The organism is Metallosphaera sedula DSM 5348, from assembly GCF_000016605.1.
In the GTDB taxonomy this organism is placed as follows: Archaea; Thermoproteota; Thermoprotei_A; order Sulfolobales; family Sulfolobaceae; genus Metallosphaera; species Metallosphaera sedula.
In genome coordinates this window covers 1,075,988-1,089,041 of the sequence record NC_009440.1, presented here as the reverse complement: position 1 = coordinate 1,089,041, position 13,054 = coordinate 1,075,988, and the positions used below count along the sequence as shown (strand labels likewise).

Genomic DNA, 13,054 nt, shown 5'->3' with positions numbered 1-13,054 from the left:
GCCTTCTTTTTTCCTTGTTTATTAAATAGGAACATCCCATATGTTAATCTCCTATAGAGTTGAAAGAACGATCTTGAACGTCTGAACGTCTACTGGGAGAGTGAAGTTAATCTCCTATAGAGTTGAAAGATACACAGGTGGTTAACATGGAAGTACTAAGGTTCCAGAGTTAATCTCCTATAGAGTTGAAAGGGCAGAACAGAGGTATGCGTGGCAGAAACTAAGCGGGGGGTTAATCTCCTATAGAGTTGAAAGACTAGATACGCCATTGCTTCTCTCACGCATCTTTCTGCGTTGTTAATCTCCTATAGAGTTGAAAGAAGTTCACTGGGGGCGTGGGGTTTAACGTTAATATCAATGTTAATCTCCTATAGAGTTGAAAGGGTGAAAAGGAAAGAGAACGGGCGGGCGAAACGGGGGCGATTTGGTTAATCTCCTATAGAGTTGAAAGTTATATTTCTGCCATTTTCTGTAGATAATGCCCTGGGAATGTTAATCTCCTATAGAGTTGAAAGTTTAAGCGTTACGGCTTAGAACCATTCCCGGCGCCCGATGGTTAATCTCCTATAGAGTTGAAAGGCTTCGTTTTGCCTTAGCAATAAGGCTGTAGCACTTTGTTCCGTTAATCTCCTATAGAGTTGAAAGATCCATTTCGTGAATAATGCCTTGTCTTCCACGTCAAGGTTAATCTCCTATAGAGTTGAAAGGAACACACGCCTTTGCCCAGGCATGTGATAGCCTCGTACGGTTAATCTCCTATAGAGTTGAAAGTTTTCTACTCAAAATTGTTGAGTAGAAAATCAAAAGACAAGTTAATCTCCTATAGAGTTGAAAGATTTCTCTGTTGGCTGTAGGTTTTGAATTTCCTTATCTGTAGTTAATCTCCTATAGAGTTGAAAGTTAAAACCTCAATTTCTCTTGCGCCGCTTTCCAGAAGCAAGTTAATCTCCTATAGAGTTGAAAGACTTTACGTATTTTATCGTATGAGAAAGAGAAGAGAAAAAGTTAATCTCCTATAGAGTTGAAAGTATGTATTAGCCATTTGATTTTGTAAAGCAGTTCCTGCTTGTTAATCTCCTATAGAGTTGAAAGTAACGCCATCCTTGTATCATGACTATATCATTATGGAGCGGTTAATCTCCTATAGAGTTGAAAGAGATGAGTGACCTAATACGTCTGATATTCGCCATGATAAGTTAATCTCCTATAGAGTTGAAAGTAGGATTGCGTCCTACCTGAATGCCGTAACCTTTCAGGTGGTTAATCTCCTATAGAGTTGAAAGCTCTCATGAATTTCCCCACATAGGGAGCACGTCTTAGAAGTTAATCTCCTATAGAGTTGAAAGAAGCCAGAATATCTTAAGATAACACCTAAGATGTTAAATGTTAATCTCCTATAGAGTTGAAAGGAATACCTCTCCAATCAAAAGCCAACGTCCCACTGAGGGTTAATCTCCTATAGAGTTGAAAGCTAGATGAGCAGTACAAGGAGGCAAGGCAAAAGATTGGTCCGTGTTAATCTCCTATAGAGTTGAAAGAGTTCTACCGCTAGGTGCAAAGGGGTGTAACCATCAGGGAAGGTTAATCTCCTATAGAGTTGAAAGCTACCCTCCCATCCACCTTTTTCATGAGGTTGAGAGGGTTAATCTCCTATAGAGTTGAAAGTTCTAGTAATGTGGAGCGGACATGGATTTCATCTATTTTACGTTAATCTCCTATAGAGTTGAAAGAACCCCTGACCGAACTCCCTAGCCAATTTCATTAGATCGAGTTAATCTCCTATAGAGTTGAAAGTCTCTTCCTTAACCATCTTCTCGATGGCTCTTCTGAGTTAATCTCCTATAGAGTTGAAAGACATGAGCGGGACGACCATCACCCCTGGGTCGTGTCCGTGTTAATCTCCTATAGAGTTGAAAGTGAACTCATCAAACTCTTTCTCTTTGCCGTAAAGCTGTTAATCTCCTATAGAGTTGAAAGAATGCAGGGACCGCTTTCCAGTACGATTCTGCAACAGTTGTTAATCTCCTATAGAGTTGAAAGTGGTTAAATTCTGCATTCAATTTTTATCAAAATCTAGCATGTGTTAATCTCCTATAGAGTTGAAAGTTGAGATTCATGATTGCAATGACGTCACGGTCGTTTTCATGTTAATCTCCTATAGAGTTGAAAGCAAGTTGAGCCAGGACCTCCTCAACTTCTTCCTCTAGGGTATGTTAATCTCCTATAGAGTTGAAAGTCTCAAGAAGAAGTTAGAGTCTCAGCCAGAGACTCAGACCGGTTAATCTCCTATAGAGTTGAAAGTGAATCATGGAGAAGAAAATTTGAGAAAGGAAAAGCAAAAGTTAATCTCCTATAGAGTTGAAAGGAACCTACTGGCAACTACATGAAGATTAAAGCCAGCAGACTGTTAATCTCCTATAGAGTTGAAAGTACTGTGGGCCGGTGCGACCCACGGACTCAATACGGTTAGGTTAATCTCCTATAGAGTTGAAAGAGATCGAGATGATTTTTTGAGAAAAATTCTAACTAAATATAAGTTAATCTCCTATAGAGTTGAAAGTTTACATTCAAGACTTATTCATGGTAGATATAGCGAAGGTTAATCTCCTATAGAGTTGAAAGAATATGACAGAATAATAAGTGTTGCAAAAGACTGTATGCAGTTAATCTCCTATAGAGTTGAAAGTCCTTGACGGAAGGGGTATTTCACCCCCTTTGAACCCCCATGTTAATCTCCTATAGAGTTGAAAGTAATGTTCTTAGTTAATTGTTCTTTTCCAATTATCTTAAAGTTAATCTCCTATAGAGTTGAAAGGGGTCAATGCAGTAATATTAGGAGGAATACCACAAGCTGGTTAATCTCCTATAGAGTTGAAAGTTAAGGTGATTGCAGGGTTATATACTACCCTTATTCTCTTGTTAATCTCCTATAGAGTTGAAAGATGTAATTAATTTAAACTATGAAGGAGAGTTGGTTTATTCAGTTAATCTCCTATAGAGTTGAAAGAGGTGGATATGAAGTTGTGTAAGTCATGAAAGCTAAAGTGTTAATCTCCTATAGAGTTGAAAGAAGACTGGACCTCCTCTCCTCCCTAACCCTCTGGACTTGTCTGTTAATCTCCTATAGAGTTGAAAGAACTAAAGAGAAATGACTACGTCAAGAAGGAGGTCCAGAGCGGTTAATCTCCTATAGAGTTGAAAGTTTCTTATTATACCCTCATTACCAGTAAGAGCTACTCCTTGTGTTAATCTCCTATAGAGTTGAAAGTCCCAAACTGATGAAGAATCCCTTGTCCTTTATTCCGTTAATCTCCTATAGAGTTGAAAGATTACTACTTTCTCTTACGTCGTTCCTTAAGAAATAGTAAGTTAATCTCCTATAGAGTTGAAAGGAAAAGAAGCTTCCTACTCCTCCTATTGCATTTTTTACGCCGTTAATCTCCTATAGAGTTGAAAGAGTAGGACAGCAGCTCCCTGCTAGAGTGGGAGAACTTCAGGTAGTTAATCTCCTATAGAGTTGAAAGAGGCAAAGTACTTGGACTTCTTTGATGTAGACATGTCCAGTTAATCTCCTATAGAGTTGAAAGTCAATATCTCTACCATCATATTAAGGACATAATTGACCATGTTAATCTCCTATAGAGTTGAAAGCACCGAACTTTTCAAGATTCGAACCCGTAGTCGTATTGGTTAATCTCCTATAGAGTTGAAAGACTCCATCAGGACCCTCAAGGATGAGACCAACACTCATTGGTTAATCTCCTATAGAGTTGAAAGTTACCGGTTCACAGTATTCCTCTAGTTTCGTTCCGGTTATGTTAATCTCCTATAGAGTTGAAAGTCAGTTTGCAAGCAGACTAGGTTGTGATGTATTATGGTCCTTTGTTAATCTCCTATAGAGTTGAAAGACAGGGACTTCAGGCAGTACGCTCTACATCACGGAGAAGGACGTGTTAATCTCCTATAGAGTTGAAAGATTCACGAAACGTTTAATTGTATAACCGCAAAAAAAGAGTTAATCTCCTATAGAGTTGAAAGTTTTTGGAAGCGTAAGTGATCAATGCATATCTTAACGAGGTTAATCTCCTATAGAGTTGAAAGGTTCGAAAACCCTAGTCCAGCAGGGCAGGCTGGACAGTTGGGTTAATCTCCTATAGAGTTGAAAGTCTGAGAATTAGACCTGCAACGAAAAGGCTGATCGTAAGTTAATCTCCTATAGAGTTGAAAGGCTAAGATATCTTGAGTGACTACCTTGAGAGCGTCATATGGTTAATCTCCTATAGAGTTGAAAGGTAATAATATATTTACATTCAGGGAACCTTTGGACCCCGGTTAATCTCCTATAGAGTTGAAAGTTAATGAAGTTGTATCCTCAAACTCATAGGGGACCACTATGGGGTTAATCTCCTATAGAGTTGAAAGGTCAAACTCTTTCTAACCCCCCGCTCACGGGGGAAAAATTCGGTTAATCTCCTATAGAGTTGAAAGTCGTCCTCGACCAACCGCTCTATCCTCTCCGCGTCGAGAGTTAATCTCCTATAGAGTTGAAAGTACAGTGATGAGTATCTTGATGAGTGTTTTGATGAGGGGGATGATGTTAATCTCCTATAGAGTTGAAAGGTACCTAATCTGAACTCTACACGGGCTTCCCCCACTAACTTGTTAATCTCCTATAGAATTGAAAGTTCCCGCGTTGAAGAATATTCCTTCTCAACTTGTCATATAGTTAATCTCCTATAGAGTTGAAAGTTCCTTCCCCAAGTTCGTTATCCCCACAAACAACACTTGGTTAATCTCCTATAGAGTTGAAAGGGTACATGTCCTCGTCTTCGGGTTCAGATTCACACAACAGTTAATCTCCTATAGAGTTGAAAGATAGTTTCGAACATACTACTAGTGATCAGTGGTTTATGACGTTAATCTCCTATAGAGTTGAAAGAGATTAAGATAAATTAGAGCGACTTCGTAGTCTGCATGAAGTTAATCTCCTATAGAGTTGAAAGTTTCACCATCTCGTTGTAACTCGTGAACCCAACGGTCCTAAGTTAATCTCCTATAGAGTTGAAAGAAAGAAAAAAAGATCAATTACAAACTACATAAGACGAAAATATGTTAATCTCCTATAGAGTTGAAAGTAATCCCAGGGCCTTTCGGTCTTTGACTCCACATCTTCATGTTAATCTCCTATAGAGTTGAAAGTAACGATTGGAACTGAGCCGTCATCAGATACGAAGGCTTTGTTAATCTCCTATAGAGTTGAAAGTAACTTTCACGATATACTCGCGTCATCCAATAACCGTATAAGTTAATCTCCTATAGAGTTGAAAGTTCCCTTATTATTTTGTTCCACTCTTCTCCAGTAATTTGATGTTAATCTCCTATGGAGTTGAAAGTCATTTTTTGGTTTTGTATTTCTACTGTAACTTCAATTAGTTAATCTCCTATGGAGTTGAAAGCTCGTGGTCTCAACTAAGGGTGGATCGGCTTCAGTGACCGGTTAATCTCCTATAGAGTTGAAAGAGTACTTTACTTTGTGAATGGAGGAACATGGAAAGTAAGGTTAATCTCCTATAGAGTTGAAAGATTCCAAGAAGTTATCAAACAATTCCGTTTGTGAACTGTGTTAATCTCCTATAGAGTTGAAAGCCTCGTCTGGAATCACTAAATCTTGCTCGTCAATTATTGAGTTAATCTCCTATAGAGTTGAAAGTCAAACATGAGTCTTGTCAAAACTTTCACGGCACCGAGTGGAGTTAATCTCCTATAGAGTTGAAAGCCTGCTCCTCCTGATCCATTCGCTGACGATGTACCTGGAGTTAATCTCCTATGGAGTTGAAAGCTTGATACACCAATCACAGTGAGTAGTAATACACCGATGGCTAATCTCCTATGGAGTTGAAAGGGAGCAAACGGGCAAAACGGAGCCGTGGTGGTAATCGCATGTTAATCTCCTATGGAGTTGAAAGTCTTTATTGCTATCTGGATTGATAGTTTTCCGTAGAACTGTTAATCTCCTATGGAGTTGAAAGCTAATAACTGACTCTCTATCACCTTGACCATTTTTTGAAGTTAATCTCCTATGGAGTTGAAAGAGACTGTTTTCCAATTCATTATGATAACCTTAATGAATCACGGTTAATCTCCTATGGAGTTGAAAGAATTTTTTCTCTAACTTTCTAAGTAAAGCCTTATCATGTTGTTAATCTCCTATGGAGTTGAAAGATGAAAAGAATAGGTAGATCACTTTTTGGCATCATTTGATGTTAATCTCCTATGGAGTTGAAAGTCTAAAAATTCAATCTTCTTTTCAAGTATACTTTTTCTTCTGTTAATCTCCTATGGAGTTGAAAGCTTCTGCTCGGTATCGTCTAAGGCAGGATTCGGTGAATCCTCACGTTAATCTCCTATGGAGTTGAAAGTTCGACTCGATTAGCTTCCTTACCTCTGCCAATTTCAGCGTTAATCTCCTATGGAGTTGAGAGAGAAGGGTTCTGAGAAATCCCTGTAATCATTAGAAGTAAGTTAATCTCCTATGGAGTTGAAAGAATTGCTCAAAGACTTTTTGGAGTTTTAGGTTTTGGGTCTGTTAATCTCCTATGGAGTTGAAAGAATTGAACTAGGGCGAGAATGCCCAATATTATACCTATTACTTAATCTCCTATGGAGTTGAAAGTATGCGTTTTTATTACATTTTGATAGGCCGTGTCAAAATCAGTTAATCTCCTATGGAGTTGAAAGTCACCTTCAACTGCCGAGACCATGCAGTGGTATAGAATGTTAATCTCTTATAGAATTGAAAGAATCACACGTTCTGATATCGGAAAGTTTACCTTTTTTACTCCCTCCCAATTATTCCCTGTGACATGCCTCATAACTCCCATCGGGTTCGACGAAAAGTTCATCGTGAGAAGTTTCCTTCGGCACGGCAAATCGAGGATCCAGGAGGTTCTCCTGGTTAAACCCTCCGCGAAAAACGAGAAGACGGAGATCGCAATCTCAAACCTGATGAAACTCCTGTCCGAGGCCTCGACCCCCCTCCAGACCCTTGAGATCAATCACGACGATTTCGTCTCCTCAGTCTCTAGAATAATGTCCTGGGTTAAGAGGTCGACTCACTCGGACTACCTCCTCAACCTATCCAGTGGAATGAGAATAGTCGACCTTGAGATCCTTACTGCCTTCCTTCTCCTCCAGATTGACGCTGAGGTTGAGGTTGAGACCGAGACCCTTCAGGGGCTCGTGACTTTCAGGGTGAAGGACCTCATCCCATATCAACTTGAGGAGAGCGACCTCAAGATCCTTAGGGCCATTCACCTGGGTGAAAACAAGGTGTCAGAAATTTCGAGAAAGATGAAACTTCCGCTCGCCACAACCTGGAGGAGAGTAAAGGAACTTCAAACAGCGGGTTTCGTGACACAGGACGCAGACGGTCTCAAACTGACGCAGAAGGGCAGGATCTTCGCAAACCTTAACTTTTCATAAAACTGAAAACATTTTCACTTCCTTATGCGAAAGGGTTATATAGGGGGAAAGTGAAAGATACATGAGAGCATGGAGCCCAGATTAAGGAGGGTGGCCAACCTACTGGCCACGGCCTCTATCTACGCCGAGACTCCTACCCTACTGGATAGGATCTCGAACGCATTATCCAAGGAGGCAGCCGTCAAGGTAATAGGCGACTGCGAGAGGATAGTCAACACAGGCCTAAACAGGGGAGAGATTAGGCTACAGACCGGCGAAAACCCGCGAATTTACATTGACGTAAAGGAGGGGGAGAGGACGAAGACGTATGAGCTCTATGGTTCACTCTCCTCAAGTGAGGACGTCACTCAGTTCATTGAAGACGTGGAGAGGGACATATACACTGCAAGGAAGGTTGGGGCGGTAGCCATGGCAACAGTCAACGGTGTCCTATGACCTAGAAAGAAGGAGGAGGTTAAGGCATGATCTCAGGTAGTGTTAGGTTCCTGGTGAACGTTGAGTCGCTGAACGGCGTTGAGTCGGTGGGTAACCTAAGCAGGCACAGGACAGCCCCCATAGTCACGAGGAAGTCCACGGGAGAGTACGTTATCAGGTACGTTCCGGTAATCTCTGGCGAGTCCCTAGCTCACGCCTATCAGATGGCCCTCGTGGAGATTGCGGAGAAGATGGGGTTACCCGTGACCCACAGGACGAAACAGGGGGAGCTAATCAAGTTCGCAAACGACGACGTCCTTAAGGAAGAGAACATTGCTTCACCCAAGGACGAGAAGGATGCCAGGAGGTTTGAGGTTGACGTCATGCTGAAGGACGTGGTTGCGGACGTTGGGGGGTTCATGTATGCTGGAAAGAACCCTGTCAGGAGGAGCTCAAAGTTCTCCGTGGGCTACATGATACCTTCCCTGAAGACCGACGAGATCCCTGCACAGCTCGAGGCCCAGTTTCACGTTAGGTATTCTGTGGTGAGTTCCAAGGACAAGCAGGCCATATACAACGTGGAAGTTGGGTCAGCCCTCTACACAGTTAGCTTCCTCCTAGATGACGGCCTAATTGGTGTCCCCTCTAACCCAGGTAAAGCTGACAAGGAGGATGAACTCCTGAGGATCAGGGGTGCTAGGGTTGAGGCTTCAGTCAGGGCACTGTACCACCTCCTTACCGGGAACTTTGGAGCCAAGAGGTCGAGGTTCCTTCCCCAGCTGGAGCTGAAGTCGGCTGTCCTTACCGTGACGGACTTCCCCTTCGTCGTGGAACCAGGTCACTCTGACGACTACATTAAGTTGAGCCACGAGAGGGCTGAGAGGGCCAAGTCAATCCTCATGGGGAAAAAGGTGAAGACCTTCGCCATTAACAGGGAAGGACTCGACACGGGAAAGGCGGAAGTTAAGTCCAACCCAGAGGAGGTTGTGGAGGCCCTACTCAAGGAAGTGAAGGGATAGTGCCCCCCTCAGAGTTAACCTACTCGAAGGTCTGGGTCAGACTTCACTGGGGCTTCTCAATTTCCTACCCAACTGCTTCTAAGGAGAAGAGGGCGACCTTACTACCTCCGCCCACGACACTGGTTGGTGCCCTGAGTTACGGAAAGTTCAGGGGGTTTGACGTAAGCGGGGACATGAAGGGCTCACCTGCGATCTCGATCTTGGATAGGGTTAAGGTTGCCTCAGCAAGACTTGAGGGGCAGGCCACCTACGTCGAGGACATTGTGAGGAATGTGGTGAGCTATTTCCAGAAACCCGAGAGGAGGGCTGACAGGAAGTATACCTACAACGTTGTACCAACGGGAAAGGTCTACTCACCCGGTAGCCTGCTTAAGCTAGTTTACGTCACAACCTTCCCTGAGGATGAGTTGAGGAGGTTGAGCTGGTCCATAACGAGGCTTGGGGTCAAGGAGGGACTCGTGAGCGTTGAGGACGTTGAGGTGGGGAGGGCAGAAGTTGTTAAGGGGAGGGTTAGGACTGGTTACTATTTCAAGGCATCTATCCCTCACCTAATGGGCGACGCAGTCTACGTGGACTTCTGGGAAGGAGGACTGGTCTGGGGACATGAAGCTGAGCTGGTGAGGTATGTGATACCCATGAAACAAGTTCCGCTTAGGAGCTCGGAGCTCGAGGTTGAGGCCCAAGAGGCCTACAAGGTAGGTGATGAATATGTCGTCCTTAGTTGATTATTACGGAGAGGCTTGTAAGCTACAAGGGTTTGAGCCTAGGAAGGGGATAGAGGAGACCCTTTCCAAGATAGAGGAGGGGAAAGCAGTCATCCTAACTGCCCCAACGGGTTACGGCAAGACCTCACTTACGTATGCCTTGGGACTGGCCAGTCTCAGGGGGAACGGGCACTTTGATAGGGTAATACACGTCCTGCCCCTTAGAAGTATTGTCCAGGACCTTACCTCAAAGCTCGAGAACTTCATGAGGCTAGCGGGTTACTCCAACACAGTTGTTGGGGCCTACGACATGGACTTCCACGACACTCCTTACTTCCTGAGAAAGGTGAACGTTACGACGCTTGACTCATTCGTATTGAACATGTTCAAACTACCTGTGTCCGAGATTACTAGGGGTATGAAGGGGATGGGGACTCACTACGAGGTTCCGAGGGGGGCGATCTACTCCTCAGTGGTTGTGTTTGACGAATTCCATCTTTTCTCCGATGACGGAGGAAAGGACAAAAGCCTGACCTCAGTGATAGCGTCACTTAGGGGACTTGGGGCGATGCAGGTCCCCTTCGTAATCATGACGGCAACCCTTCCAGGTTCCCTTAGGGACTTGATCAAGGAGGAGCTTGAGGACGTCGTTGAGGTCGTGGAGGTCAAGGACAATTTCAAGATAGAGAGGGATGTTAGCGTTGACTTCGTGGATGAGCTGGACTTCAATAAGCTTGATAGAAGGACTCTCGTGGTCATGAACACCAGGAAGGGGGCCATCACCGCGTACCAAGAGGCCAAGAAGGCCGGACTGTCCCCCGTTCTGATTCACTCGAAGTTCAGCGCCATGGATAGGAGAAGGAAAGTTGACGAGATCAAGAACGCTAAACTGGTCATCTCAACGCAGGTGATAGAGGCCGGAATTGACGTTTCGTTTGACGTCCTCTACACCGAGGCTGCCCCACTCCCCAACTTGGTCCAGAGGGCTGGCAGAGTTGCGAGGTATGGCGGACAGGGAGAGGTTCACATTCTTCCCTTCAGCGGTCACGTCTACGATCGGAACGATGTTGAGACGAGCCTTGAAATTGTGAGAAGGGAGGGCAAACTTGATTCGTCACTTATGTCGAGTTTTAACACCAGTTACATCCTGAACTCCGATCTTCTGTTCTCGTTAAATATCTTGGATGAGGGGCCCTTCTTCTCGTCGGAGGCAACTGCGAAACTCCTTAAGAAGGAATGCTCGATCACAAGGGAGACATCCCTTATCATGGGCTTTCCCCAAGGATGTAGATCCTCAGCCTGCGGGATCCCGCTAACTGAGGATGAGGCTAAGGACTTGTTGGAGAGAGGGGCCAAGCCACTTCGCGATGGAGAACTAGTTGACTGGAAACCTGGGAACCTTTGCCTCTCAATAGATTTCATGCTGAAGGGAATTGACGGAATCTCTGTGGACTACAATCAGGAGGTTGGGGCGATACTATGAAACCTTGTGCCTTTGAGGGACAGGGGTTGAGGGATCACGCCCTAGGTTCAGTGAGGGAGGTCCAGAGGGTATTCGGGGAAAGTTACTTCCAGGTAATGAAAAGGAGGATTGATGCCCTTGTGAGGAGGCTTGATAACAAGCAGTCCCTCGACTCCTCCTTCATTAAGGGAATTTCCGCAGAACAGTGGAGGGACCTAACGTTCTTCCTTGTTGCCTTCCACGATATTGGTAAAGCCGGTGAATTCTATCAGAACAAGTTTAACGAGGATTGCACCCCGAAGGAGAGAGCTAGCTTTGCCTTCCATGAGGTTGGCAGTTCGCTCTACCTCTACAGGTTGAGGTGGAGGAATGACATTCTAAGGTTCTGGTCTGTCCTGACAACGATGAATCACCTAAATGCCATCAGGAGTCTCGACAACCTTGAGGAGGCTAGGAGATGGATATCGAAAGAGCCTGCTATTCTTCACCTGAGGAGGTATGGATCACTTGGGGAGCTCGAGGTATTTGCAGAACGCGTTTCGTGGGCAGTCAAGGTTACTCCACCGGAGAATTACAATGTCGGTGATCTTCAGGACATGGAGACTTGGCTTAGGGACAAGACGAACCTTCGCCTGAATAAGGGCTACCTCCTTCTCCTGTTACCTGTCATCGTTGGCGACAATCTTGACAGTAGCGCCCAACGCGAAAGGGACGAGGACTCGAGAAGGAAGAGGAGGTTCATCAGGGCACTGGAGGAGATGTATCATGCTAGTTAACACTTACGACATATTTGGGGACTACTATGTGATCACAGTGGCCTCCCTGGGTGAGGGGCAGTGGAGAGGTAGGGGCCTCGAGATTCCGGATAATAGGTTTCTAGACGTTATGCAACTTGCGTCATCGCTTGCTAGGGGAAAGGAAGAGGAGAGGAGAAAGAGGATAGAGAAGACGAAGAAGATAGAGGGTATCCTCAGGATATTACCGCTCAGCGGTAATGATAAGAAGCCCTTTGAACAGGCCCTGTCCTGCCTCAACATTCCGACACAGTCCACAATATCCGAGATTCTAGGAAAGGCGAATCCGGACATGGCCAAGAAAGAGTGCCAGAAGGTGAGTGCACCGTCGTTTGTGAAGCCTGAGATGTATGAGTACGGGAAGTACCCAGGGTACAGGGGGAGTACAAAGGTCGAGGTAAAGGTTGATCCAGTTTACCTGGTTGTGGCAGTTGCAGGTTGGGTAATAAGCAGGCTAGGGGAGGCCATGATAAGTAACAGTGATAGGGTTGGAATTCACCTATTCCCGGTCAGCGTTGATAGGCAATTCAGCGTATTACCGTCACTGGTTAAGGATTCGCCCCTAATCCCAGGTTTCTATCCCAGTACGGCGTTCCTGCTCTGGTTAGCGTATCAGATGGTAAGCAGAAAGGCGGAGATAAGGTCTGGAATCAATATCTACGCGGTTTCAGACGCTGGAGGACAATCACCAACTACGGTAGTGGGTGGGTTCACGACTAGCGTTGAGAGGTTGCTCGAGAATAAGATCTTCAGGGACGAACAGGCCTACGCCGTAGAGGCCGTGACGAGGGAGGCTCTTAGATACGACTCAGGTAAGAGAGATTACGCAATACGAATCTCTAACCTACTGTATGAGGTTCTTATGGGATCTAGGAGAAGCGAGGAATTGATGTACTTCGCAAACAGGGAGCTACTATCAATCAACCTTACAAAATCTAAGGAGGATAAGAGACTTTACGAAATGATGTCGATGCTGGCCCGTAAGATCGCGGAAGTGTAGGGATGTGGTGTTGTAATGTAGTTATCTTTCGCTAAATTGGCTTGGTAGGGAATCTATCTGGATAAGTGATTCCCGCATTTCGAGTTTTATGCATGAAGCTTAGGTGTCCCATGACTGGGCCAGCCTATCAAGATGATTTATAATATAATCCATCTAGGAGGAAATTCGGATGGTATGAC

At 44.6% G+C, this 13,054-nt stretch carries 7 protein-coding genes and 1 CRISPR repeat array (1 of these 8 only partly in view); all 7 genes read left to right on the top strand.

What is annotated here, in order from left to right; all coding sequences use genetic code 11:
* A CRISPR array of direct repeats spans nt 1-6,800; the repeat unit is 24 nt; unit sequence GTTAATCTCCTATAGAGTTGAAAG (it extends 2,855 nt beyond the left edge of the window).
* A gap of 58 nt (nt 6,801-6,858) precedes the next feature.
* The 7 genes from csa3 to csaX all read left to right on the top strand — a co-directional run bounded on the left by csa3 (nt 6,859) and on the right by csaX (nt 12,875).
* Nucleotides 6,859-7,482 (top strand): CRISPR-associated CARF protein Csa3, encoded by a 624-nt coding sequence (gene csa3, locus MSED_RS05805; RefSeq protein WP_048060057.1) that lies wholly within the window; start codon nt 6,859-6,861, stop codon nt 7,480-7,482.
* A 69-nt stretch (nt 7,483-7,551) separates the two neighbouring features.
* A complete protein-coding gene (gene csa5, locus MSED_RS05800) occupies nt 7,552-7,917 on the top strand; it encodes a type I-A CRISPR-associated protein Csa5 (RefSeq protein ID WP_012021092.1) in 366 nt (121 codons plus the stop codon).
* 26 nt (nt 7,918-7,943) lie between these two features.
* Nucleotides 7,944-8,915, top strand: coding sequence for a type I-A CRISPR-associated protein Cas7/Csa2 (gene cas7a / locus MSED_RS05795; RefSeq protein WP_012021091.1), 972 nt, complete (start codon nt 7,944-7,946; stop codon nt 8,913-8,915).
* On the top strand, nt 8,915-9,640 hold the full coding sequence (cas5a, locus tag MSED_RS05790) for a type I-A CRISPR-associated protein Cas5a (protein ID WP_012021090.1): 726 nt from the start codon (nt 8,915-8,917) through the stop codon (nt 9,638-9,640). The genes cas7a and cas5a overlap by 1 nt, the downstream gene beginning before the upstream one ends.
* A complete protein-coding gene (gene cas3 / locus MSED_RS05785) occupies nt 9,624-11,102 on the top strand; it encodes a CRISPR-associated helicase Cas3' (RefSeq protein ID WP_012021089.1) in 1,479 nt (492 codons plus the stop codon). The genes cas5a and cas3 overlap by 17 nt, the downstream gene beginning before the upstream one ends.
* Nucleotides 11,099-11,857: an HD domain-containing protein gene (locus MSED_RS05780; RefSeq protein WP_012021088.1), complete on the top strand. Its 759-nt coding sequence runs from the start codon at nt 11,099-11,101 to the stop codon at nt 11,855-11,857. Before cas3 ends, MSED_RS05780 begins: the two co-directional genes overlap by 4 nt.
* Nucleotides 11,847-12,875, top strand: a complete 1,029-nt coding sequence (csaX, locus tag MSED_RS05775) for a type I-A CRISPR-associated protein CsaX (RefSeq protein WP_012021087.1) — start codon at nt 11,847-11,849, stop codon at nt 12,873-12,875. Before MSED_RS05780 ends, csaX begins: the two co-directional genes overlap by 11 nt.
* Nucleotides 12,876-13,054 lie beyond the last annotated feature (179 nt).

Excerpts from the sequence above, each read along its gene's own strand:
- csa5 (WP_012021092.1), top strand. The coding sequence starts at position 7,552 with ATGGAGCCCAGATTAAGGAGGGTGGCCAACCTACTGGCCACGGCCTCT.
- MSED_RS05780 (WP_012021088.1), top strand. The coding sequence starts at position 11,099 with ATGAAACCTTGTGCCTTTGAGGGACAGGGGTTGAGGGATCACGCCCTA.
- cas7a (WP_012021091.1), top strand. The coding sequence starts at position 7,944 with ATGATCTCAGGTAGTGTTAGGTTCCTGGTGAACGTTGAGTCGCTGAAC.
- csaX (WP_012021087.1), top strand. The coding sequence starts at position 11,847 with ATGCTAGTTAACACTTACGACATATTTGGGGACTACTATGTGATCACA.
- cas3 (WP_012021089.1), top strand. The coding sequence starts at position 9,624 with ATGTCGTCCTTAGTTGATTATTACGGAGAGGCTTGTAAGCTACAAGGG.